This is a genomic window from Marvinbryantia sp. (assembly GCF_047017445.1).
GTDB lineage: Bacteria > Bacillota > Clostridia > Lachnospirales > Lachnospiraceae > Marvinbryantia.
Map to the genome: position 1 here is coordinate 212,184 of NZ_JBKXTT010000003.1, position 24,226 is coordinate 236,409.

The 24,226-nt window shown below is 47.2% G+C and carries 17 protein-coding genes; 15 read left to right on the forward strand and 2 right to left on the reverse strand.

The window, feature by feature from the left end; translation table 11 throughout:
* Positions 1-8 precede the first annotated feature (8 nt).
* Both ACLU9Q_RS04700 and ACLU9Q_RS04705 read left to right on the forward strand, forming a co-directional pair.
* Positions 9-2,480, forward strand: coding sequence for a GH116 family glycosyl-hydrolase (locus ACLU9Q_RS04700; protein ID WP_296831000.1), 2,472 nt, complete (start codon positions 9-11; stop codon positions 2,478-2,480).
* Position 2,481: 1 nt separating this feature from the next.
* Positions 2,482-3,960, forward strand: a complete 1,479-nt coding sequence (locus tag ACLU9Q_RS04705; protein WP_296831003.1) for a glycoside hydrolase family 32 protein — start codon at positions 2,482-2,484, stop codon at positions 3,958-3,960.
* A 22-nt stretch (positions 3,961-3,982) separates the two neighbouring features.
* On the opposite strand, the gene ACLU9Q_RS04710 is transcribed toward ACLU9Q_RS04705, so the two are convergent.
* Positions 3,983-5,173, reverse strand: a complete 1,191-nt coding sequence (locus ACLU9Q_RS04710) for a LysR family transcriptional regulator (RefSeq protein WP_296906550.1) — start codon at positions 5,171-5,173, stop codon at positions 3,983-3,985.
* Positions 5,174-5,341: 168 nt separating this feature from the next.
* Between ACLU9Q_RS04710 and ACLU9Q_RS04715 the strand changes: the two genes are divergently transcribed.
* The 8 genes from ACLU9Q_RS04715 to ACLU9Q_RS04750 all read left to right on the forward strand — a co-directional run bounded on the left by ACLU9Q_RS04715 (position 5,342) and on the right by ACLU9Q_RS04750 (position 14,764).
* The gene (locus ACLU9Q_RS04715) at positions 5,342-6,277 is read left to right on the forward strand and encodes an alpha/beta hydrolase (RefSeq protein ID WP_296831009.1); all 936 of its coding nucleotides are present in this window, start codon (positions 5,342-5,344) and stop codon (positions 6,275-6,277) included.
* 50 nt (positions 6,278-6,327) lie between these two features.
* Entirely contained in the window at positions 6,328-7,917 is a 1,590-nt protein-coding gene (locus ACLU9Q_RS04720) for a subtype B tannase (protein ID WP_296831011.1), read from the forward strand.
* Between the two features lie 70 nt (positions 7,918-7,987).
* Complete coding sequence (locus ACLU9Q_RS04725; RefSeq protein WP_296831013.1) at positions 7,988-9,709, forward strand: glycoside hydrolase family 3 protein; 1,722 nt, start codon at positions 7,988-7,990, stop codon at positions 9,707-9,709.
* A 147-nt stretch (positions 9,710-9,856) separates the two neighbouring features.
* Positions 9,857-11,281 (forward strand): UbiD family decarboxylase, encoded by a 1,425-nt coding sequence (locus ACLU9Q_RS04730; RefSeq protein ID WP_296831073.1) that lies wholly within the window; start codon positions 9,857-9,859, stop codon positions 11,279-11,281.
* Between the two features lie 46 nt (positions 11,282-11,327).
* Positions 11,328-11,891, forward strand: a complete 564-nt coding sequence (locus ACLU9Q_RS04735) for a UbiX family flavin prenyltransferase (protein WP_296831014.1) — start codon at positions 11,328-11,330, stop codon at positions 11,889-11,891.
* A 45-nt stretch (positions 11,892-11,936) separates the two neighbouring features.
* A complete protein-coding gene (gene pgmB, locus ACLU9Q_RS04740) occupies positions 11,937-12,569 on the forward strand; it encodes a beta-phosphoglucomutase (protein WP_296831016.1) in 633 nt (210 codons plus the stop codon).
* Positions 12,570-12,857: 288 nt separating this feature from the next.
* Positions 12,858-14,090 carry an AAA family ATPase gene (locus ACLU9Q_RS04745; protein WP_296831018.1) on the forward strand — a complete coding sequence of 411 codons (1,233 nt, stop codon included), beginning with the start codon at positions 12,858-12,860 and terminating at the stop codon, positions 14,088-14,090.
* Complete coding sequence (locus tag ACLU9Q_RS04750; protein ID WP_296831020.1) at positions 14,087-14,764, forward strand: HNH endonuclease; 678 nt, start codon at positions 14,087-14,089, stop codon at positions 14,762-14,764. Before ACLU9Q_RS04745 ends, ACLU9Q_RS04750 begins: the two co-directional genes overlap by 4 nt.
* A 150-nt stretch (positions 14,765-14,914) precedes the next feature.
* Here ACLU9Q_RS04750 and ACLU9Q_RS04755 read toward each other — a convergent pair whose 3' ends face one another.
* The gene (locus ACLU9Q_RS04755; RefSeq protein WP_296831022.1) at positions 14,915-16,822 is read right to left on the reverse strand and encodes a PfkB family carbohydrate kinase; all 1,908 of its coding nucleotides are present in this window, start codon (positions 16,820-16,822) and stop codon (positions 14,915-14,917) included.
* A 230-nt stretch (positions 16,823-17,052) separates the two neighbouring features.
* On the opposite strand from ACLU9Q_RS04755, the gene ACLU9Q_RS04760 reads away from it, so the two are divergent.
* From ACLU9Q_RS04760 to ACLU9Q_RS04780, 5 genes are read left to right on the forward strand one after another with little or no spacing between them, the layout of a single operon-like run.
* On the forward strand, positions 17,053-18,018 hold the full coding sequence (locus ACLU9Q_RS04760; RefSeq protein WP_296831024.1) for a sugar ABC transporter substrate-binding protein: 966 nt from the start codon (positions 17,053-17,055) through the stop codon (positions 18,016-18,018).
* Positions 18,019-18,068: 50 nt separating this feature from the next.
* A complete protein-coding gene (locus ACLU9Q_RS04765; protein WP_296831026.1) occupies positions 18,069-19,568 on the forward strand; it encodes a sugar ABC transporter ATP-binding protein in 1,500 nt (499 codons plus the stop codon).
* Between the two features lie 12 nt (positions 19,569-19,580).
* Positions 19,581-20,549, forward strand: a complete 969-nt coding sequence (locus ACLU9Q_RS04770) for an ABC transporter permease (RefSeq protein WP_296831028.1) — start codon at positions 19,581-19,583, stop codon at positions 20,547-20,549.
* 10 nt (positions 20,550-20,559) lie between these two features.
* Positions 20,560-23,235 (forward strand): alpha-L-rhamnosidase, encoded by a 2,676-nt coding sequence (locus ACLU9Q_RS04775; protein WP_296831030.1) that lies wholly within the window; start codon positions 20,560-20,562, stop codon positions 23,233-23,235.
* Positions 23,232-24,149: a ribokinase gene (locus ACLU9Q_RS04780; RefSeq protein WP_296831031.1), complete on the forward strand. Its 918-nt coding sequence runs from the start codon at positions 23,232-23,234 to the stop codon at positions 24,147-24,149. The genes ACLU9Q_RS04775 and ACLU9Q_RS04780 overlap by 4 nt, the downstream gene beginning before the upstream one ends.
* The last annotated feature ends 77 nt before the right edge of the window (positions 24,150-24,226 follow it).

The window sequence follows — 24,226 nt, forward strand, 5'->3', positions numbered from 1 at the left end:
ATTATGAAATGAATAAAGAAGCATTGCATTCGAAGGTGGAATTGTTTGAGACAGGAGGCGAGATCTCTTATCAGGGAGATGCGTCAGTGGCAAAATTTCTTCTGGGCGGTCTGGGAACCGGAAATATTGCGGTGGGTCCGAGAGGTGAGCTGAGAGACTGGGAAATTTTTAACTGGCCGGGCAAGGGACAGTTTGTGCCGTTTTCTTTCTTTGCAATCTGGGCGAAGGAAGAGGGAAAAGAACCGGTTGCCAGAATTCTGGAATCGAAAATTAAACCGCCATATTACAAATCACACGGTTTTTTAAACGGTGAGCTGGCGGGAATCCCGAGATTTGAAAAATCGAAAATGGTAGGAAAACAGCCCTTTGTATATGTAGATCTGGAGGACAGCAAGGTGCCGCTGAAGGTGCGCATGGAAGCGTATACGCCTTTTATTCCGCTTGATGCGGACAATTCCGGTATACCGACGGCTATTATCAAATATAAAATCAGTAATCCGACAAACCGGCCGATCGATGTTTCTGTAGTGGGAACGCTGGCAAATGTGGTTGGATTTGACGGATATGATGTATTTAACAATGTCAAGCTGGTTGACCAGGTGGAAAATGAGTACCGGGAAGAAGGAGAGCTGAAGGGCTGGTATTATACTGCAAAAAATCTGAAAGAAACGGATATGAAGTTTGGGTCCATGTCGATCGCGACTACCAATAAGAATGGGATCACGCATAAAAAATGGCTGCATGGACAGTGGACGGACAATGCGCAGGACTTCTGGGATGACTTTACGGAGGACGGAAAACTTACGGAAGAGGAAGAAATTGAGGCAAAGGGCTGTGATCTTTTGTCACATTACGATTTCAGCTTCCTCAATCTGAAAGAGAGAATCAGTTCTGTCAGCAGTTATGAGACGATCGGGCCAAATGAGGAGAAGGAGTTTGAGTTTTTGATTTCCTGGTATTTTCCGAACCGTCCAAAGGGCTGGATCGAGTACGACGCCGATCTGGAGCGGTATGCAAAGGGCGGATATGACAGCATCCGCAACTATTACGCAACCCTGTTTAAGGATGCGTGGGATGTCAGCCGCTATGTGGTGGAAAAGAAAGACTATCTGGAGGGCATGTCGAAGGCATTTGAGAATGCGCTGTTTGATACGACGCTCCCGATGTATGTGATCGATGCTGTGGCTTCCAATATCATGTCTATGAAGAGTCACTGCTGCTTCCGCATTGAAAACGGCAATTTCCTTGGCTGGGAGGGTATCCGTGATTATGTTGGATGCGGACAGGGAAATGTAAACCATGTGTGGAATTATGCGACTGCGGTAGCAAATCTGTTTCCGGAGCTGGAGATTACCATGCGCAATGTGGAATTCAATGTGGAGCTGGATGAAGACGGCTGCATGCCGTTCCGCGCAAGAAAGTGCCTGGGCGAGAGCAGATGGGATATGATTCCGGCGTGCGACGGGGAATTTGGTTCCATTCTGAGAGTTTACCGCGAGTGGAAGTATACCGGCGATGACGAATTCCTCAGAGGGATCTGGGATAATATGATGAAGGCGCTTGAATATTCCATTAAGGAATGGGATACGGACGGAGACGGCGTGCTGGACGGGAAGATGCATGTAACATATGATATTGAGTTTTATGGTCCGAATACCATGACCAATACCATTTACCTGGGGGCGATCAAGGGCGTGGCAGAAATGGCAGAATATCTGGGGAAAACAGAGACGGCTGAAAAATACCGCGCACTGTATGAGAAAGCGGCCCCGCTGGTGGATGAAAAGCTTTTCAATGGAGAGTATTACATTCAGGAACTGGAGGATGTGGATGCGTATCGCTATCAGTACGGACAAGGCTGCCTGACCGATCAGCTTCTGGGACAGTTTATGGCACAGACGGCAGGTCTTGGCTATGTGCTTCCGAAGGAGCATGTGAAGAAGGCGCTGGAATCTATATATAAATATAATTTCAAGGAGTGCATGGAGGATGTCCCGAATGTGCAGCGGACGTATGCGCTGAACGATGAGGCGGGACTGGTTCTCTGCTCCTGGCCAAAGGGCGGCAGACCGCGCTTCCCATTTGCATATTGTGATGAGGTGTGGACAGGCGTAGAGTATCAGGTTGCGGTTACTATGGTGAAAGAGGGTATGATTGAAGAAGCCTTTACGATCATTAAGGCAATTCGCGACCGCTATGACGGATACAAGAGATGCCCATGGAGCGAGACAGAAGCAGGCCATCACTATATCCGCCCAATGTCAAGCTTTTCTCTGATTCCGGAGCTGGCAGGGTATCAGTGTGATATGGTCCATAAGACAATGTCCTTTGCACCGGTGATCAATCAGAAGGATTACAGAACTTTCTGGATTAACGGAAAGGGCTGGGGCACTTATCATCAGACAGTGGGCAATGACGGCCAGGTGAAAAAGGAACTGAAGGTACTCTATGGAAATATTGATGGCATAAAGGTAGAATAGTATGGGGAAAGACAGATTAACTGGTATACAACCACGCACGGAAGAGGAAAAGATATGGCGCCCCCTGTATCACTTTACACCGCCGACTGCATGGATGAATGATCCAAACGGCCTCATTTATTATAAGGGATGGTATCACTTATTCTATCAGTATAATCCCAACAACTGTGACTGGGCGTCTATGCATTGGGGTCATGCGGTAAGTGAGGATATGGTTCACTGGAAGGATATGCCGATCGCACTGACCCCTGACAAAGACTATGACTGTCACCCGGAGGGAGGATGCTTTTCCGGAAGTGCGGTGGAGAAAGATGGGATCTTATATCTGTTTTACACGGCAACAACGATCATTGATGGGGAAGTGAGACAAAGCCAGTGCCTGGTAACCTCCTGTGACGGCAGTCATTTTGAGAAATTTGAGGGCAATCCGGTAATCGGCGGACCGCCCGAGGGAGCTTCGGCAGATTTCAGAGATCCGAAAGTTTTCTGCTGGAACGGAAAATGGTATATGGTCGTAGGCGGAACGGTAAATGGTACTGCGAAGGATGGCGACGGAAGAGTCTTTCTGTATGAATCGGAGGATCTGTATCACTGGAAATACCGCGGCGCAGTGCTGAAATCCAACGGAAAGCTGGGGACTATGTTTGAATGCCCGGATCTGTTTTTTCTGGATGGCAAATGGGTTTTGACCTGCTCGCCTATGAATCATCCTGAGTATAACAAGGCGCTTTACTGTGTGGGCGAAATGGATTTTGACAACTGCCGTTATACGATAGAAAAAATCGGAAATATGGATGTGGGATTTGACTATTATGCTCCGCAGTCCTTTCTTGACGCAAAAGGAAACCGTATTTTGATGGCATGGCAGAATGGCTGGCTCTGGATGCCGTGGTGCAGGGACTGGGGTCCCACCAGCAGCGAAAACTGGAGAGGGACCCTGAGTATTCCGAGAAAGGTTTCTCTGGACAAAGACTGGAATCTCTGTATGTATCCGGTGGAGGAAATTGATGAACTTGTATGCCGGAAAATAGCTTATCAGATGCTGGAGGTAGGCACAAACAGAAAATACCTTCCGGTGGCAGAAAACCGCAGCTACCGGCTGCGCCTGATGCTGGATGTGGAGAAAGTGGAATCCAGAGATCTGGAAATCTGTGTGTTGGGGAAGGGTCATCAATATACTATGATTTCGGTGGATATGATCGGACAGATCGTGTCGGTAGATAAGAGCGCGGGAGACTGTTACGAGAAGGGGAGAATGAATTGTCCAATCCGGATGGAGGGCACAAAGCTTGATATCTGTATTCTGGTGGACCGGAGCTGCGTGGAGGTGTACATCGATCACGGCAGGCACTGTATCACCACGAATGTATATCCGGGCAAAGAGCAGACAGAGTGCTGGCTGCAGACACCCTATAAGACAGCCGTGATCGATTATGTGCAGATTGATTTTATGAAGCCGTTCTGGGACACGGAGGAATAAGCCGATTTACAAAGTTCTATATCTAAATATCAGCCGGATAGGTGCTGCAGAATTCTGCGAAAAAGAGTTTTGCGGCACCGTTTTTTATGCTTTCGTTGTAGTAGAGGTATTCGTTGAAACGGCAGGCGGCGTTTGCGATACCGATGGTGAAAATATTATCTGAGGCAAATTTTTTTGCATAGCGTGGAATAATCGCGATGCCTCTGCCGATCGCCACCTGAAAAAGGGCGGAGGAGAGGTTAGGCGCCGGGATGCAGGTCACCCTGTCATGGGTGTATTTTTTTGCGAGAAGCCAGTTTTTTGCATAGGGACCAAAATACTCGTGGGAAAACGGAACGATGATATTTTCCCCCTCCAGCTCGCGAAGCTGGATCAGAGATTTTGAGATCAGCGGGTGCCCCGGATAGAGGGCGGCATAGGTGCCGTGGCTTGCGACCAGATGTGCCTGAATATCTGGCGGGATATTCTGGTATTCACACGGAGAAAAGACAAAGTCGTAGACCTGTGTCTGCAGAAGCCTTTCCGGCATCCCGCCGGATTTTACATCAAAATCAATAAAGATATCCGGATAGCGCTCCAGAAAACGTTTGACGAAGATCTGCATATGGGCGGACTGGGCAAGCTCCAGTGCGCAGGCAATGCGGATATTGCCCTGGATCGGGAGGTTCGAGATCTGTAACAGGCTGACGGCCCGGTTGCACTGGTCGATCAGACTTTCCGCTCTCTGAGCGAGCAGCTTGCCGGAATTTGTCAGAGAGACACCGTGCGTGGTGCGGAAAAACAGTTTTACGCCTAATTCCTGCTCCATATCCTGAATATGTTTGGAGAGCACGGACTGGGAGATATAGAGGTTGGCGGCGGCGCGGCTGTAGTTCAGCGCTTTGGAGAGAACCAGGAATTCATAAAGCTTTTCGGTACTGAGGCGGGCAGTTTTGCCCGGAACAAGGAGATGGGGTGCAGTCTGCTGCAGCTCCTGCTTTAAGGCATTGAAGCGGCGGATAATTTCTCTGGCATCTTCATAAAAACGGCTGCCGTCGCTGGTAAGCGCAAGCGGGGAAACGCTGCGGTTAAAAAGTGTGATTCCCAGGGAACGCTCAAAGGCGCAAAGCCGTGCACTTAATGCGGCAGGAGAAAGCAGCAATTCTCCGGCTGCTTTCTTTATACTTTTCTTTTCGGCAATTACGATAAATTCATTCAGTCTTTCTAAATCCATATATTCTCCCGTTGGTTTTCCAAACAAAAAAATAGAATAATAAAATTATAAAAATAAGCAGAAAAAATGTCAATAAAATATATGATATAAAGAAACAGAATAACAAAGAAAGGAGAATTGCTTTAAAATAAAATACAAAGGTAAAAATACAGAGAGGGGAAGCAAATTATGGACGGGAAAAAGACAGCGGGCAGGATACCATCGATGGGGAAAAAGCCGGGTGGACCGCCTGCGGGATGGCAGCCGTCGATGGCGGATATCAGTTGGGTAAAGAGAAAGTATCTGGATGTTCCGTATGCAGCAAAGAGCAGGGCACAGTGCCTGGATATTTATTTGCCGGAGGAGGGCGACGGACCCTTCCCGGTGCTGGTATATATCCATGGAGGCGGATTTGCGATGGGAGATAAGCGCGACCATCACATGGATGCTTATCTGGAAGGCATTAAGAGAGGTATGGCGGTAGCTTCGATAGAATATCGCCTGAGCAAAGAGTCAATTTTTCCGGCGGCGGTACTGGATTGCCGGGAAGCGGTTCGTTTTTTGAAGGTGCATGCGAAGGAACATCAGATTGATGTTGAAAAAATTGTGGCAATCGGCGGTTCCGCGGGCGGAAACCTGGCGGCGATGCTTGGCATGAACATTCCAAACGGAAAATTTCCGGGAGAGAAAGAGGAGCTTCTATGGGAGGAGACGCCGTTTGTGAAGGTGGCGATCGATCAGTTCGGACCGATGAATTTTAGAACGATGGATGAGCAGGCGCGCGCAAACGGCGTCAGCTGCGCAGATCACGACGAGCCGTTCTCACCAGAATCGCAGTATCTTGGCTGTGCGCTGCCGGATGCCCCCGATGCGCTGTGCGCACAGGCAAATCCGGCGACCTATATCAGCGATGCAATGGCACCGATGCTTGTGCAGCACGGTACGGCGGACCGGCTGGTTCCCTGTGAGCAGTCGGTGGAATTTGTCAAAGCGATACGTGCAAAGCTGGATCATGACCGGGTTTCTTTCGTGCCGCTGGAAGGGGCGGATCATGAGGATAAGATGTTTTTTGCAAAGGAAAATATGGATTTGGTATTTACGTTTATTTTTAATCATCTGCAGTAACTACGGAAGTAGTCTGTTTATCATTTATCAGCGAAAAAGGAGAGACGATCATGGAACAGGTGAATATTACGAATAAAACGATGGAGCTTGCAGAGTGCGCTTCCGAATGGTCCTTTGATGAAAAATACCGGTGCTGGTGTCTGGAGGATGTGCTTTATACAGAGAAGGCAACAACACCGAAATTCCAGCGCCTCAGCATTTTTGTGCCGGAGCCGTACATGAGTGAGGGCGGAAAAATCAATCTGCAGGGCAGAATGAATGGCTATTCGGCAAAGACCGTGCCGGTGATTTTTGAAAATAATTCAGCAGGCTACATGCAGATGCCGCACGTGTGGCTGGAGGGTCCGCGGTGCTATGCGCATCAGTATCTGGAGAGAGGCTTTGTATACGTATCCTGCGGAAACCGCGGCAGAGAGACAAGAGATGAAAACGGGAAGCTCTGCGGAAAATCACCGGTTAATCTGGTGGATTTAAAGACAGCAGTCCGCTTCCTCCGTCATAACCGTGCGGCGCTGCCAGGCAATTTTGACCATATTGTATCGGTGGGGTGGAGCGCGGGCGGCGCGATGTCCACTCTTCTGTCGGTGACAGGCAACAGTGAGGACTATCTGCCGTTTCTTGCGGAAAACGGTGCGTTTCTGGATGAACGCGACGATGTTTTTGCGGCGCAGATCTACTGTCCGATTATTGATCTGGAGCATGCGGATCTTGCTTATGAGTGGATGTTTGCCGCGGACCATGAGAATGAGGATTCACCGGCGGGACCTGCCGGCGTGATGACACCGTTTCAGGAGGCGCTTTCGAAAGAGCTTCAGAAGCAGTATATTTCCTATTTTAACGGTCTGAAACTGGAAGATCCGCAGACGGGGGAGACGCTTTTTATCGGAGAGGACGGCAGAAGCGGGAGCGGCTACGACTATCTGATGCAGCGCCTGCAGGATGCAGCGACGGATTATCTGACAAGATTGCAGAAGGGCGAGCTAAAGGAAACATATTCTCCGGCGGATTATCTTGCCGGAAATTATGAATATGAGAAGGAAGCGCCGATGGGCGTATCATTTCGTGACGGGAAACCGGCGGTGATCACCGCAAAAGGCGCGGACAAATCGGACTGGCTTGCGTGGGACGGGGAGCGCGCGTATATTCACGATCTGGATACCTACGTACTGAAATATCGCAGAAGGATGAAGCCGTGCACATCGTTCGATACGCTTGGCATGGACAGCGGCGAAAACGAGGTGTTCGGAACGAATGAGCATCCGTTTATGCATTTCAATAAAGAAATATCTGATGCGATCCTGGCGCTTCGGGAGCAATTCCCGGAGGAATTTGAAAAGTACTATGCAGCCTTTGCACAGGCGAAGGGCGACGATAAGCTTGATGAGCGAGTTGCGCTGATAAATCCGCTGAATTATATTGGAACGGGAAAGAAGGCGGACGCCGCGGAGCATTATCGCATCCGTGTGGGAGCCTGCGACGCCGACACATCGCTGACGGTCAGCATGACGCTTGCATTAAAGCTCTTGCAGGCAGGAAAGGATACGGATTACGCGCTGGTGTGGGATAAGCCGCACTGTGAGGCAGACTATCCGGGCGAGGTGTGCGACTGGATCGACCGTATCTGCAGACCGCAGGAGTAAGGCGTCAGACGGCGCAGTAAAAGGGAGCGCAGGCAATCCCGGAATTATGAGATGATAGGAGAAAGACAGTATGCTGGATTTGGCAAAGAGACCGTTTTATTTAAATGCAGAGCAGATTCACTGGGTGAAGGATACGCTGGCACATTTGACGACAGAGCAGAAAGCAGGACAGCTTTTTTGTGTGATGGGCGGGGATTATGAAAAGGATGAGCTGAAGGAGCTGGTGAAAAAAAGCAGAGTAGGGGGAATTTTATTCCGCCCGGCTCCGGCAGAGGAAATCTGCGAAAATTACCGCCTGCTGGATGAGGTCGCTCCGGTTCCGCTCCTGAAAGCGGCGAATCTGGAGGAAGGCGGCGCGGGAGCAACGACGGACGGGACGCTGTTTGGCTGGCCGATGATGGTGGGTGCGGCGAACGATGATGGTATGGTGGAGAAATTTGGAAAGGTCTGCGCGGCAGAAGGGCAGAGCGTTGGTGTCAACTGGACCTTTTCTCCGGTCTGCGATATCGACATGAACTACAGAAATCCGATCACCAATGTCCGCACTTATGGGAGCGATAAGGAAAAAGTAAAAAAGAATACGCAGATATATGTGGAGGCGGTGCAGAAATGCGGCGTTGCGGCGTGTGCAAAGCATTTTCCGGGCGACGGCGTGGATTACCGCGATCACCATCTGCATCCCACCTATAACAGCCTGTCGGCAGAAGAGTGGTATGGCTCCTATGGAGCAGTTTATCAGAATCTGATTGAGCATGACCTGCTGAGTATTATGGTGGGACATATTGTACAGCCGGCGGTGCAGATGGAGATCAATCCAAAGCTTTCCTTTGCAGACTGCCTCCCGGCATCGCAGAGCCGCGAGCTGCTCACCGGCGTGCTGCGCGAAAAATTCGGATTTAACGGTGTTATTACAACAGACGCGACTATCATGGGCGGCTACTGCATGGCGATGGAGCGCAGAAAGGCGATTCCGGCTTCCGTTATGGCCGGCTGCGATATGATCGTGTTCAACACAAATCTTTATGAGGATTATTCCTACATTCTGGAAGGACTGAAAACCGGACTGCTCACGGAGGAACGTCTGGACGATGCGGTAACAAGGATTCTGGCGTTAAAAGCGAAGGTATGCGGTGCGGGAAAAGACAGGACATACACCGGACTGAGCATAGATGGAAACGGAGCGTGCATCGGAAACGCACAGGAGCACAGTGCGGGCGCGCAGGACATGAGCCTGGCGCAGGCTGCCGGCTGGCATCGGGAATGCGCCGATAAATCGGTCACGCTTGTGAAAAGTCTTGCGCCGCGGGTGCTGCCAGTCACAAAAGAAAAATATCCGCAGATACGTCTGATCACGCTCGGCAAAGACGAGATTCCGGGCGGAAGCATGGCGGAGACGGCGATAGAGCTTCTGCGGCAGCGGGGCTTCGCGGTGGAACATTATCAGCCGTTTGCGGATGATCTGCATGGCTGCGCTGACCTGCCGAAGAACCGTCTGACGCTCTATCTGGCAAACTACGAGCAGGCGAGCAACCAGACGACGGTGCGCATCAACTGGTGCCCGAAGCATGCGCTGGATTCTCCACGTTTTCTGAACGAGGAGGACTGCATTTTTGTGTCGCTGGCAAATCCGTATTTACTGCAGGACGTACCGCGTGTAAAAACATATATTAATGCCTATACGGCGACGAAAACGACTATTGAGACGGTGATAGAGAAGCTGACGGGTGAGAGCGAATTTAAGGGCATCAGCCCGGCAGACGCATTTTGCGGCCTTCCGGATACGAGGATCTGACCGCAAACGCGAAAAAGATGATGCAGACAGGGGAATCTGATCGTGGCTGCAAAGAAAGATGATATTGTGATATTGGAGGAAAGAAGGGAGAGAGCCGCAGTGGCAAAAATAAATGATTTGCGCTCTGCACTGGAGCTGCTTGAGAAGATGCCGGGACAGCTTGTGCAGACGGATACAGAGGTAGACCCGATGGGAGAATTATCCGGCGTGTACCGACACGTCGGGGCGGGCGGTACGGTGCAGCGTCCGACAAAGGAAGGACCGGCAATGATTTTTAACAATATAAAAGGGCATCCGGGGGCGCGCGTGGCGATCGGGCTGCTGGCAAGCCGGGAGCGCGTGGGCTATCTGCTGGATTGTGATCCGAAAAAGCTGGGCTTTCTTTTAAAGGATAGCGTGGCGAATCCGGTGAAGCCGGTGGTGATCCCAAATGAGCAGGCGAAGTGCCAGGAGGTTGTACATTACGCGACGGAGGACGGCTTCGATATCCGAAAGCTGATACCGGCGCCGACGAACACGCCGGAGGATGCAGGTCCCTACATCACACTTGGTATGTGCTATGCTTCCAATCCGCAGACGGGAGAATCCGATGTGACGATTCATCGGATGTGCCTGCAGTCGAAGGATGAGATCTCTATTTTTCTGCAGCCGGGTGCGCGGCATATCGGCTATTTTCGCGAGCTGGCGGAGGCAGCGGGACAGCCGCTGCCGATCTCTGTGAGCATTGGCGTCGATCCGGCAATTGAGATCGCTTCCTGCTTTGAACCGCCCACAACGCCGCTCGGTTATGACGAGCTGCAGGCGGCGGGTGCGATCCGTAAAGCGCCGGTAGAGATGGTGCAGTGTCTGACCGTTCCGGAAAAGGCAATTGCGAATGCGGAGTATGTTATTGAGGGAGAGATTCTCCCATATGTGCGCGTGCGGGAGGACCAGAATTCCAATACCGGCAAGGCGATGCCGGAGTTTCCGGGGTACTGCGGCCCGGCAAATCCGGAACTGCCGGTCATTAAGGTAAAAGCTGTGACGACACGCAGAAATCCGATCATGCAGACCTGCATCGGACCAAGTGAGGAACACGTTTCCATGGCGGGAATCCCGACAGAGGCGAGTATTCTGCAGATGATTGAGAAGGCAATGCCGGGAAAGGTGCAGAATGTTTATTGCGCATCGAGCGGCGGCGGAAAATATATTGCGGTTCTGCAGTTTAAGAAGTCTATTCCCTCGGATGAGGGACGGCAGCGGCAGGCAGCGCTGCTTGCATTCTCTGCTTTTGCGGAGCTGAAGCATGTATTTCTCGTGGATGAAGATGTGGATTGCTTTGATATGAACGATGTTTTGTGGGCGATGACGACGCGCTTTCAGGCGGATACCGATCTGATTACCATACCGGGCGTGCAGTGTCACCCGCTCGATCCGTCCAACAATCCGGCGTACTCCGGACATATCCGGGGCGTCGGCGTGGCGTGTAAGGCAATCTTTGACTGTACGGTGCCGTTCGACCAGAAGGAGCGTTTCGAGCGGGCGAAGTTTATGGAGGTTGATCCAAAGCGGTGGCTGCCGGATTTTGTGTGAGGCAGTGAACCGTCTATACTGCGGTGACGGAAAAAGGAGTAACAATATGAAACGTTTAATTATAGGAATCAGTGGGGCGACGGGCATTCCGATCGCGATTGAGTTGCTGCAGCAGCTTCGTAAAATACCGGACATTGAGACACATCTTATTTACACGCGCGGTGCAAAGCTGACTTTGCAGACAGAGAGCGCTCTGGCAGAGGAGGAGCTTTGTGCGCTGGCAGATGAGGTTTATGATAATGAGAATATCGGCGCTGCACCAGCAAGCGGAAGCTGGGAGAGTGCAGGCATGGTTGTGGTACCCTGCAGCATGAAAACGGTAGCCGGTATTCACAGCGGCTACAGCGACAATCTGCTTCTGCGTGCGGCGGACGTCACTTTAAAGGAGCGGCGGAAGCTGGTTCTGGTGGCGCGTGAGTGTCCTCTCAGCACGATCCATCTGCGCAATATGTATGAATTAAGCCAGATGGGGGCGATGATCCTGCCGCCAATGATGGCGTACTATAATCAGCCGCAGAGCGTGGAAGACTGTACGGGTCATATTGTGGGGAAGATTTTGCAGCAGTTTGATATAGCAGCGGAAGGCTTCCGGCGCTGGGAAGGAATGTAACGATGAAGTGACGAAAGAACCGAAATGGTTATGAAAGGAAGAATTATGAAAGCATTTATATTTGACCTGGACGGTGTACTTGTGTTTACGGACAAATTTCACTATGCTGCATGGAAGGAGCTTGCGGACGGACTGCGCGTTTATTTTGATAAGGAAATTAACAACCGCTTGCGTGGGGTGAGCCGGGCGGATAGCTTGGAAATTATTCTGGAGCGCTACACGGGACCAGCGCTCTCAAAACAGAAAAAAACCGAACTGATGGAGCAGAAAAATAACAGCTACCGAAAGCTGCTCGCACAGATGACTCCGGAGGATGTTTCGTCAGAGGTGCGGGAGACGCTGGCAAAGCTTCACGAAAAAGGATATAAGCTGGCGCTCGGATCCTCCAGCAAAAATGCGCGCTTTATTTTGGAGAGGGTAAATCTGATGGAAGCATTTGATGCAATTTCTGATGGAAATAACATCACGCATTCCAAGCCCGACCCGGAGGTATTTGTGAAAGCAGCAGAATTTCTCGGCATAAGTCCGCTGGAATGTTATGTAGTGGAGGATGCGCATGCCGGAATAGACGCGGCAAAAGCAGCAGGTATGACGGCTGTGGGAATCGGGGAAGCAGCCGGGTATGAGAGGGCGGATGTAAAAATCGGGTGCTTCAGTGAGCTGATGGAGCTGGTATAAGCGGGCAGCAGCCTGTGCGAACAATTTGCAGGAGGGTAGAAAGGGCAGAGAGCGTTACTGTTCACGCCAGCCTCAAACACTTGCTGTTTGAGACGTGAGAACGTGATTCAAGTGAGAGCAAATCCTATTCGCGAAGCGAATTTTAAATGGATTTGCGAAGGTTACTGCGAACGGAGTGAACAGTAACCAGAGAGCGCGGAGCTTTCGGCCCTTTTTTTTGACCGGGTATTGAATTGCTCTGGAATGTGAAATATAATGAAATCATACCTTTTCGGAAGGAGATGTAAAATGGAGCATTATATTACAGAAATTAAGATTGAGAAATTAAGGCATTTATCAGATATAACGATACCCCTGGATCCAGAGAAGCGGCAGCATTTAATGATAACCGGTAAAAACGGTTCCGGGAAAACATCGCTGCTTCTGGCGCTGCAAAAATATCTAAATGCAATTAATAAGGGGGAATTGACGAAGCTGGAAAGTGAGTATGTAAAATGGCTTCGGGACTCGGAGAAAAAGCTGAGGCAGGCTAAGACAGAAGCAGAGCGGTTTGAGGCTGAAAAAGAGTATCAGCGTTGGTTTGAATGGGTTAAAAAATTTAAGGATGGAATAGAGGTTACATTTAATAACGCAGAGGCACTGGATGCGTTATATGCGCAGGGACGATTTATAACTGCTTTCTTTCCGGCGAACAGAAAAACACAGATTATCCGTGCGCGCGGCGTGGAGGATATCAGACTGAGTGATGCTTATGATATCTATTCGCAGCCAGGACAGTTTCTGCATAAATATATGGTTCACCTGAAGACGCAGCAGGCGTACGCGAGAAACGAAGGAGATATGACAAATGCGGACAGGATTCAGAAATGGTTTGACCGGTTTGTAAAAGCATTGCGTGTTTTGCTTGATGATGATACGCTTACTCTGGAATATGATTATAAGGAATATGATTTCAAGATTCATGAAGACGGCAGAAATCCGTTTGGCTTTGACGAGCTTTCGGATGGGTATTCTTCAGTGATTCATATTGTTTCAGATCTGATTCTGAGGATGGACAGAAACTGGCTGCTTGGAGACGGATTGAGCGAATATGATGCGGAAGGAATTGTGTTGATTGATGAGCTTGAAACGCATCTGCATATTGAACTGCAGAAGAAAATCCTGCCGTTTCTGACGGAGTTTTTCCCGAGAATCCAGTTTATTGTTACAACACATTCACCGTATATCCTTAATTCGGTTTCTAATGCGAAGGCTTATGATCTGGAGCGCTGTGTGGAATTGGAAGATTTATTTATGTATTCTTCAGAAGGACTTGCAGATGGATATTTTGAAGCTGACGAGTACGGAGAGGAATTGAAGAGCAAGATTGACCGTTATGGATATCTGGCAAAAAAGGTAGATTTAACGGAAGAGGAGCGGGCAGAGCGGGCAAAACTCCGCATAGAACTTAAAAATATTCCCAGAGGATTATCGCAGGAAGCGTGGGAGAAATTTGAGGAGATAGAAGGCGGGCGCTTATGATAAGAGTAGAACGGAAAGTAACAGAGAAAGCGCAGAAGGCGATGGAATCCCTGCAAAGAGCGAAAGAGAAAAATGATACGTATAATACACCGGAGGTGAACCGGGCGTTGCGGGAAATGTTTCATGGAAAATGTTATATCTGTGAAAATAAGCAGGTTACTTCTTACCAGATAGAACATCTGCATGCACATCGGGGAGACCGGGATTTGAAATACGATTGGAATAATCTTTTTTTAGCGTGTGCGCATTGCAACAATACGAAACTTGGAAAGTATGAGCCGATTGTAGACTGTACAAAAGAAAATGTAGAGGAAATGATAGCATTTCGGAAAAAGGGTTATTTTGGAACAGAAGAGCAACTGCTTTTTGAACCGCTGATTTTTAATGAAGAAATTATGAATACAATTAAGCTGCTGCAGGAAGTATATTATGGTTCTACGCCGCAGAAAAGAATGGAAGCGAAAATTCTCAGAAGGATTTTGAGAAAAGAGCTTTCAGAATTTAAGGAATATGTTCGGGAATACCGGGAAGCGGAAGATGACGAAAAAGAGGATTTGAAATACCTGATAAAGCAGCAATTAGAAAATAGCTCACCGTTTGCGGCTTTTAAACGATGGCTGATCAGGGATAATAAGGACATGTATCCGGAACTGATGACATACATAGCGTCCTGAACAGAGCCAGATGTAATTATCGGAGGACTGGTTCAGGAGGGACGAGTTGTCCGTCAGAGTGACACTGTCCGGGAAGCGGGGCGTAACAGGCGAAAAAGCCTGGTTACGCCCCGCTTGTCATGTGGAGCTATCGGGAAATCTGTTGTTAGTTCAATTTTTGAGAAGTAAATTCATATTGTTTTGTGCGATATATGTTTCCAGAGTACTACGGTCTGTTAGTGCAGACACGACCCCCTGGCGTGATACACAAAATCCGGCAGCGCAGGTTGCGATCTGGATTGCTTTTTCTATGTCGTAGCCTTCCGCAAGATAAGAAACAAGTGCGCTGATGAAGGCATCAGCTCCACCAGTCGTGTCGACTGGATAAAATTCTGCTGCCGGGAATTTGCGTTCAATGTCGGATGTTTTGAGATAGCATCCCTTGTCTCCCAGAGTAATGATAACTGTAGACACACCTTTTTGAATAAAATAAGCAGCCTGCTCGCTGACAGAAGATTTTTGCGGGCAGAGACTGAAAGCCTCCTTTTGATTTGGGATAAAAATATCTGTTAGCAAAAACAATTCGTCTGGGACAGTTTTTAAAACAGACGGCTTTAAAACAACCTTTGCCCCGGCAGCCCGGGCAGCTTTTGCAGCTTCTATAATGGTGTCAGTTGGAATCTCTGTAGAAAGCAGGCAAAAAACAGCACTTTTGAAGAGATGCCGTTGTTTGCGTATATCTTCCGGACGGAGAAGACGATTTGCACCAGAAAGTATAGTAATAGTGCTTTCACCGTCGTTTCCGGTATAGATATATGCTTTCCCGGTAGGGGCATCCTGCTCACGTGATATGCCATGCGCATCTACATGCTCTTTTTCCAGGGCATTTAAAATGGCAGCAGAGTCGAGATCGTTGCCGAGCTTTCCGATTAATGATACTTCACAACCAAGTTTGGCCGCGCCCACAGATTGATTTGCGCCCTTTCCGCCCACTGATGTAATGGCAGTATAGATTTCCGTAGTTTTTCCGGCCTGCGGAAGCCGATCGACAAGAAATGTCATATCCATGTGAATACTTCCGACAACTACCAGTTTTTTTTCACGAAGTGAGGATGGGACGCTGATACTTTTTGTATCTGTAAAAGTGTACTCCGGAGAATAAACAAAAGTCACATCATCTGCGGCCGTTTTTTCACATACCCGGATTAACGACTGGCATACATAGTAACCGAAATCATGGTATGGAATACGGATACAGGAAATATGCGGATAGGCGTAATCTTCTTCAGAATCATCCCGCAGACTGACAATAGAGAGCGCGGCGGGAACATGATACAGCATATCCTCCATGTGCTTATAAACCATCAGAGCATCTGTATAATATGCACTTACAATGCCGGTAATGTTGTGAGCTGTGATAAATGCATATGGGTTTTCTGAAAGATCGTATAAAATCTGCTGTGGCTGAAAAGATATTTCGTGGTCGTACAGACATTTCTGAAAACCTTTCTGAAAGCTCTCGGAACGTGAATCATTCTTTCGAAGAACGCAGGCAATATTTGAATGCCTGTTCTGGATCAGCTTTTGTGTGAGTTCATATCCGGCTTTCCCGAAATCGATAGAAAATGAGGAAAATCCATCCGCCGCATTTATATAGTGGATGGGAATATTCTGTCGGGAAAACAAATGAGAATATTCTGCACTCTGGCTGCAGACGGGTTCCCATATTACTCCGTCTACTCTGGCACTGCACAGAGCGGTAATATTCTTTAGCTCCTGTTCCATGGAAGTATTACTGTGAAAAAGCAATACCTGATAGCCGTGCTCCTGGGCAGCTTTTATGATGCCGGTCATGAGCGAACTGACATTTGAAAAAGAGCTTAACAGCAGTCCGATTAAAAACTTTTTGGGCATGACATTATTTTTTACAGTACTGTATGGTTCGTAATGATGTTCTTTGACTACTTTTAAAACTCTGCTGCGGGTATCCGGGTGAATATTCTGATCCTTGCCATTCATAATTTTTGATACTGTTGAAGTCGAAACTCCGGCAAGAGCTGCAATTTCTTTGATCGTCATAAACAGACTCCTATGTTTTTTCTTTATTATGAATCAAAAGAACAGACTTGTCAATAACAAAGGAAAATACGAGGTGTACAAAATGCATAAAAAAACTGTTTCCGAAATAAATTTATCAAACATAATACAAAAACATATTGACAAAACAATGAAGATGGTATATTATAAAGCAACAGGAAACCGTTTTAGGAAAATAATTTCCCAATACAAAAAGAAAAGGAGAATGAACTATGACAAGAGGAAAGAAAAGAAGAATGGCAATGGTATTTGGCGTATCGATGGCAGCGATGGCAGGTATGTGTACAGTGGGTGTATCTGCGGAAGAAGAAAAACTGGTAATCGGCATGGCGATGAATGAAGAAATCGATTTTGTGAATGAATTGCAGAATGCGCTGAAAGAGCAGGCAGAGGAAGCCGGAGATGTGGAAATCATTTTTACGAATGCAAATGGAGATGCAGAAAAACAGTTATCTGATATCGATTCTTTGATTGCCCAGAATCCGGATGTAATCGTGATGAGGATCGTGGATTCTGATGCAGGTGTTTCTTGCGTAGAGGCTGTGAAGGATGCGGGAATTGCCTGCGTAATTCAGGATACGACAGTAAATACTGATATATATGACTGCAGAATTGCAGGAGATCAGTCTTTAGTAGGACAATTAATAGGAGGCTATATGCAGGAATGGCTGGATGAAGATGAAGACCGTATGATTAATATGGGTTATATAAACGGAGCAGCAAGTGATACCATTAAAAAGAGAGAGACCGGCATTTATGATGTGGTAGATCCGCAGCGTATTAACACTTTTTCCACGCAGATCGCAACGGGATTTTCGGCAGAGGACGCAATGGCTTTTGCAGAGGACTGGCTGCAGTCACAGCCTGATATGAACTGCATTGCCTGCGCAAATGATGAAATGGCGGCAGCCTGCATACAGGCGTTGTCGGCAGCGGGTGTTGACTTTGATAATTTTCTTGTATTCGGATGTGACGGCGGTACGATCGGACAGCAATATCTGGAAAGCGGCGAATTAGATGCGACTGTTCGGCAGAGTGTTGCAAAGGTGGCAGATGCAATTATTTCGGTCTCCAGAGATGTGGCAAACGGCAAAGAGTATGAAAATAAGATCTATGATCCGCAGTGCTATCAGCTTATGACAAAGGATAATATGGAAGAAGTACTTGCTGGTAAATAGAAGGCAGAAAGCATGTATATAACTGTCTGGTTATAAAATGGAGATAGGATATGGAAAAAAAGAAACCGGTTTTATGTGTGAAAAATGTGACGAAAAGCTTTCCGGGTGTGCAGGCGTTAAAGGGCGTGAATCTGACAATATATCCCGGAGAAGTACATGCGCTGCTTGGAGAAAATGGGGCTGGTAAATCTACACTTATGAAAATCATTCTTGGCATATATCAGCCATCTTCCGGTGAAATGGAATATAAAGGGAGAAAGTATGCGCCAAAATCACCTGCGGAAGCGCTTGCAAACGGTATTTCAATGATTCATCAGGAAATCAGTCTGGTTCCTACAACAACAGTTTCGGAAAATATCTGGATCGGGCGGGAAGCGAAATTTGGAAACAAAATATTCTATAACAGGAAAAAACAGGAGGAGGCGACCGAAGCAATTTTGACAAGGCTTGGTTTGAATATAAAGCCGTCTTCTGTGGTTTCAAGTCTTAGCATTGCAGAGATGCAGCTGGTAGAGATTGCAAGAGCAGTATCGTATGATTCTGATATTATCATTATGGATGAACCGACCAGTGCGCTTACTGATGAGGAAGTGGACAAGCTATATGATATTATTTCGTCGCTCTCAAAGTCGGGGAAAGCGGTTATCTATATTTCTCATAAATTTGATGAGGTTTTTCACATATGTGATCGGGCAACAGTCTTCCGTGACGGAGAGTTCATTAGTGAAAAAATGATAGCAGATGTCACGGAAGAGATGTTGGTAAATCAGATGGTTGGCCGGGAAATGAATGATATGTTTCCAAAAGCAAAGGTTGAAATCGGGGAACCCGTTTTAGAAGTAAGTCATTTGCAGAGAGGAAATATTGTAAATGATGTCAGTTTTACTGTGCGGAGAGGAGAAATTCTGGGCTTTGCCGGGCTTCTTGGAGCAGGAAGAACAGAAATTATGGAAACGTTATTTGGGATTACGCCGAAAGAATCGGGGACTGTTAAACTGCACGGAAAAGAGATCAATATTGCAAATGCAAAGCAGGCAATTGAGCAAAAGATGGTTATGATTACAGAGGACAGAAGACATACAGGACTTATCCCCATGCAGTCTGTGCGTGCGAATGAATCACTTGCTTATTTACAGAAAATAACAAAATATGGTTTTTATAACCGCAAAAAAGAAGTAAATGATACAGATGATTATGCGAAACGGCTGTCTATTAAGTTTCCTTCCATGAACAGTGAAATTGCGCTATTGTCGGGAGGAAATCAGCAGAAAGTGATTATAGCAAGATGTCTTCTGACAGAACCGGATGTTTTGATCCTGGATGAACCTACACGCGGAATTGATGTCGGTGCAAAGGCAGAGATATATAAATTGATCGGAGAGCTTGCAAAACAGGGTAAGGCCATTCTGCTGATTTCATCTGAGCTTCCGGAGGTGTGTGGTATTTCAGACCGGATTATGGTAGTGAGACAGGGAGCTATTGCAGGGGAATTTCAGAGAGAGGATTTTAATTCAGATGATATTATGAAATGCGCATTTGGAGTTAAATAGCAGGAGGATGACATGAAAAAGAAAACATATAGAAATACAATGATGTGGGTACTAAATAATAAAGCGGTCATTTTAACAATAATCATGCTGATGGTATCTGTTATCCTGACATCTGGAACGGCGCTTGGCAGCCATAATATTACTGGCGTAATGAGACAGATTTCTGTACTTGCTATTATCAGTATTGGCTATACCATAATTCTGGCGGGCGGTATGATGGATTTGTCTGTTGGAAGCATTGTCGGGTTATGCGGAATCTGCTATGGGCTGGCATCCAGGGTGATGCCGCTCTGGGCGGCATTGCTGTTGTCGCTGCTTATTGGATGTATATGCGAGTTGTTTAACGGGGCGATGGGGCGTATATTTTCTCTTCCCAATTTTGTACTGACACTGGCTTCTGGTGAGATATTTAAAGGAATTGCTTATATTATCACAGATGGAAAATCTGTCGGAGGCTTAAGTGACAGCGTAAAATTCCTTGGCCAGGGAAGAATTTTCGGGTTTTTGCCAATGCCGTTTTTTATTATGATTATTGTGGTAATATTGATGGCGATTCTTCTTGGAAAGACCACCTATGGCAGACATGTACTTGCAGTGGGAGGAAATGCGGCAGCGGCAGAAATATCCGGAATCCGTGTTGGGTTCACTAAGATCAGTACAATGATGATTGGCGGCTTGTGTTTTGGTCTTGGCGCGGCAGTACTGACCGGAAGAGTGGCATCGGCAATTCCGGGGGCAGGAGATAATTATTTGATGGATTCTATTGCAGCGGTGGTAATTGGCGGTACGCCGATGCATGGAGGCAAGGCAAAGGTAGTAGGGACTTTGTTTGGCGTGGCGCTTATTGGAGTCATTAATAATATGCTGAATTTGCTGAATGTTTCTTCTTATTGGCAGTGGGTATGCAAAGGCGTTATCATCATTATTGCAATTATTCTGGATTCTGTGACGGATCGTGTGTTCCAATCACAGAAAGCATAGGGGGCAATGCATGAACAGTCAGACAGAGATTTTATGCTTGTGTGAATTGATGGAAAATCCGGTGGGGATAGACTGTGTGGCGCCAAGGTTTTCCTGGGGGTCAAATGTAATCCGGGGAACACAGCAGGGGTATCGGATCGTGGTCTGTGATTCGGAATGCTTTTGCTCTCCGGTCTGGGATAGCGGTTATGTAGCATCGGAAGAAAGTAATCTGGTGTATTATGACGGACAGAAATTAAAAAGTGGGACAAAATATTATTATTATGTAGAGGTATTTTGTGAAAACAGGCAATATAGGAGTTCCGTGTTTACGTTTTTTACTGGAATACTGGAAGATAGAACGCGAGAGTGGGAGGAGAGCTGGATAGGCGGAGCAGGAATCCGTAACCATTCTTATCTGATTCGTTTTCCGTTTCAGGTAAAAAAAGATATAAAAACTGCGGCAGTATTTGTGGCGAGTCCGAATTATTACCAGCTTACCCTGGATGGAAATGCAGTCAGGGACACGAGGCTGAATAATGCCTGCACAGATTATACGAAAACCATATTGTATGAGACTTATCCGCTGAAGCTTTCTGAAGGAGAGCATGTTCTGGGAATGGAAATCGGAAATGGCTGGTTTGCCATGGAGCTGGGAGAACGTGGGATTGCAAAAAATGAGCATCTTATAGCATTTCAGATCCGTATAGAGTATCTGGATGGGGAAGAGGAATGGCTGTTGGGAAATTGTGATAATTGTTTTTGCTCCGCACTTGCACCTTCTGTCCGGAACAGCATTTATCACGGAGAGACATACGACGCCCGTCTGGAACAACCAGGATTTGATACGGCAGACTTTATCATGCGCACTGATAAGGACTGGAAAAAAGTCTTCTGGCAGGATTCTCCGGGCGGAGATGTCCGTGCGCAGATGATGGAGCCGATCCGGGTCATGGAGGAACGGGAGCCGGTATCCATCTGGCAGTGTGCAGACGGAAGTTTTACAGTGGACTTTGGACAAAACTTTGCAGGCTGGGTTCGACTATGCGTATGCGGGCACATTGGACAGAAGATTACTATGCGATTTGCGGAGCTGATAAATGAAGATCATACAATTAATGACAGTTCTTTAAACGGTCTTCATGCAACGGATACTTTTATTTTAAAAGGGAATGGCACAGAGGTGTTTGAACCCCGGTTTACTTATCATGGATTCCGCTATGTACAGATTGAGGGAATGGAAACGAAACCGGAAAAGAAGGATGTCATTGGCTGCGTGGTACATAGCTCTGTTAAGCAGATCAGCAGTTTTCAGACAGATAACGAACTGCTGAACCGATTTTATCAGTGTATGTTATGGACAGAGCGAAGTAATTTATATGGTTTGCCCACAGACTGTCCGCAGAGAGCTGAGCGGGTGGGGTGGTTGAATGACATGACTGTTCGGAATGAGTGCGCACTCTACAATTATCGCCTGCCGATGCTGTATCGGAAGTGGATGGGCGATATCCGGGACACGCAGGGGAAAACTACCGGAGCAATCAGTGATACAGCTCCGTTTCTGCGGATGGGGCAGAAACCGGCAGATCCGGTCAGCAGCAGTTTTTTGTTGGTGCCGTGGAATGTATATTGTTTTTACGGGGATACAAAGATTTTAGAGGAAAACTATGATAGCTGCAGGCGCTGGGCGGAATATCTTGAACGGCATTCGGAAGGCGGAATCGTCCGGTATTCCCCCATGGGAGACTGGGCGAGCCCTTCGCAATGGTGTGACCATTCCAGCATTGGATCCGGGGCGGTTTCGGCTATTACACCAACGGTATTTATGGCGACCGGATATCAGTATTATAATTATCGTCTTTTAGAAAAGATGGCACATGTCCTGGAAAAGGAAGAGGACAGGATATGTTTTGAAAGGAAGGCTGAAAAGATTAAAGAGGCTTTTCTAACCCGGTATTTTAATAAAGAAAACGGATATTTTTGTGAAAACAGTCAGGCGTGTAATGCGTTTCCGATTTATCTGGGAATGCTTGACGGGAAAGAAAAGGCAGATGTTCTTAGAAATTTGAAGGAAGATATTGAAAAAAAAGAATATCATCTGACTACCGGAAATCTGGGAAGTAAATATGTATTAGAAGTGCTGTTTCAGAATGGCTTTGTACAGGAAGCATATTCCCTTTTGACGCAGGAAACTTATCCAAGCTGGGGCTATATGTTGAAAAATGGCGCAACCACATTGTGGGAACGATGGGAAAAAGTAGAAGATTATCGGGGGATATCACGGATGGCATCTCATAATCATCCGATGTCCGGAGCGGCCGCAGTTTGTTTTCATAAGTATCTGGCAGGCCTGCGGGTGGATGAACGGCGGCCGGGATTTCAAAATGCGATTGTCCGGCCTCTTATTCCGAAAGGTCTTAATAGTGCAGAGGGAAGCATAGAGACAATTTATGGTAAGCTGTTATGTGCGTGGCATGTAGCAGAAGAAAAGCTTGATATGACGGTTCAGATTCCTTTTAATTGCACAGCAGATGTATATCTGCCGGTTATTTGGGAGAATGAAACCAGTGTCTGGTGCAATGGGCAGAAAGGCGTTATGAAAGAATATCAGGAGGAGTTTCTCCCGGAAGGTAAATTTTTACATCGGAAAATGAAGGGAGGGATATGGAAGTTTGAAATGCAAAAAGTCTGGGAGGAAAAAGGATGAGGATACTTAATTTCGGGTCGCTGAATATAGATAAGGTATATAATGTAAAAGATTTTGTGCGGCCGGGAGAAACGGTGCTTGCATTGGAATATCAGGAGTTCCCTGGAGGAAAAGGGTTGAATCAGTCTGTTGCATTAGCAAAAGCAGGGGCAGAAACTTATCATGCGGGAATCATTGGATGCGATGGCGCGGGGTTAAAAGCAGCGCTTGATGCGGCAGGTGTACATACGGAATTGCTGAAGGAATTACCGGAGCCAAGCGGACATGCAATCATTGAAATTAATGAAGAAGGGCAGAACCGGATTATTGTAAACTCCGGGACAAATGCGAGGATAGACGAGGACTATATTTTACAGGTATTAGCGCTTTTTTGCAGAGACGATATTTTATTGATACAAAATGAAATATCGGGCATGGCAAGTATTATGGAACATGCCTGTGAAAAAGGAATGAAGATTATTTTAAATCCTTCGCCAGTGAATGAGGCCTTGTTTACTTATCCGCTGGATAAAGTAGATATATTTGTCTTAAACGAAACGGAAGGATTGGCGCTTGCTGGTATGCAGACGGGTACACCAGAAGATATTTTGCGAAGACTGCGGGAAAAATATCAGAACGCAGAGTTCGTACTCACTCTGGGAGAACAGGGAGCCTGCTATTTGGGAAAAGATACCTGCCCGGATATTTGTTATCAGTCCGCTTTTATAACGAAGACGGTTGACACTACAGCGGCCGGAGATACCTTTTGCGGGTACTTTATACGGGCATACGCTGAAGGAAAAACACCTGGGGAAGCTCTTTATATGGCGGCAAAAGCGAGTGCACTTGCAGTAAGCAGGCATGGGGCTTCGCCGAGTATTCCATTAGCAGAAGAAGTTAGAGCACTGACTAATTTTGCTGAGGCTTTTCAGTAAGCACGCTTATAAAAAACAGAGTAGAAACTGTAAAAAAGGAAGAGGCTGGAAATTCATGAATTTTCAGCCTCTTCCTT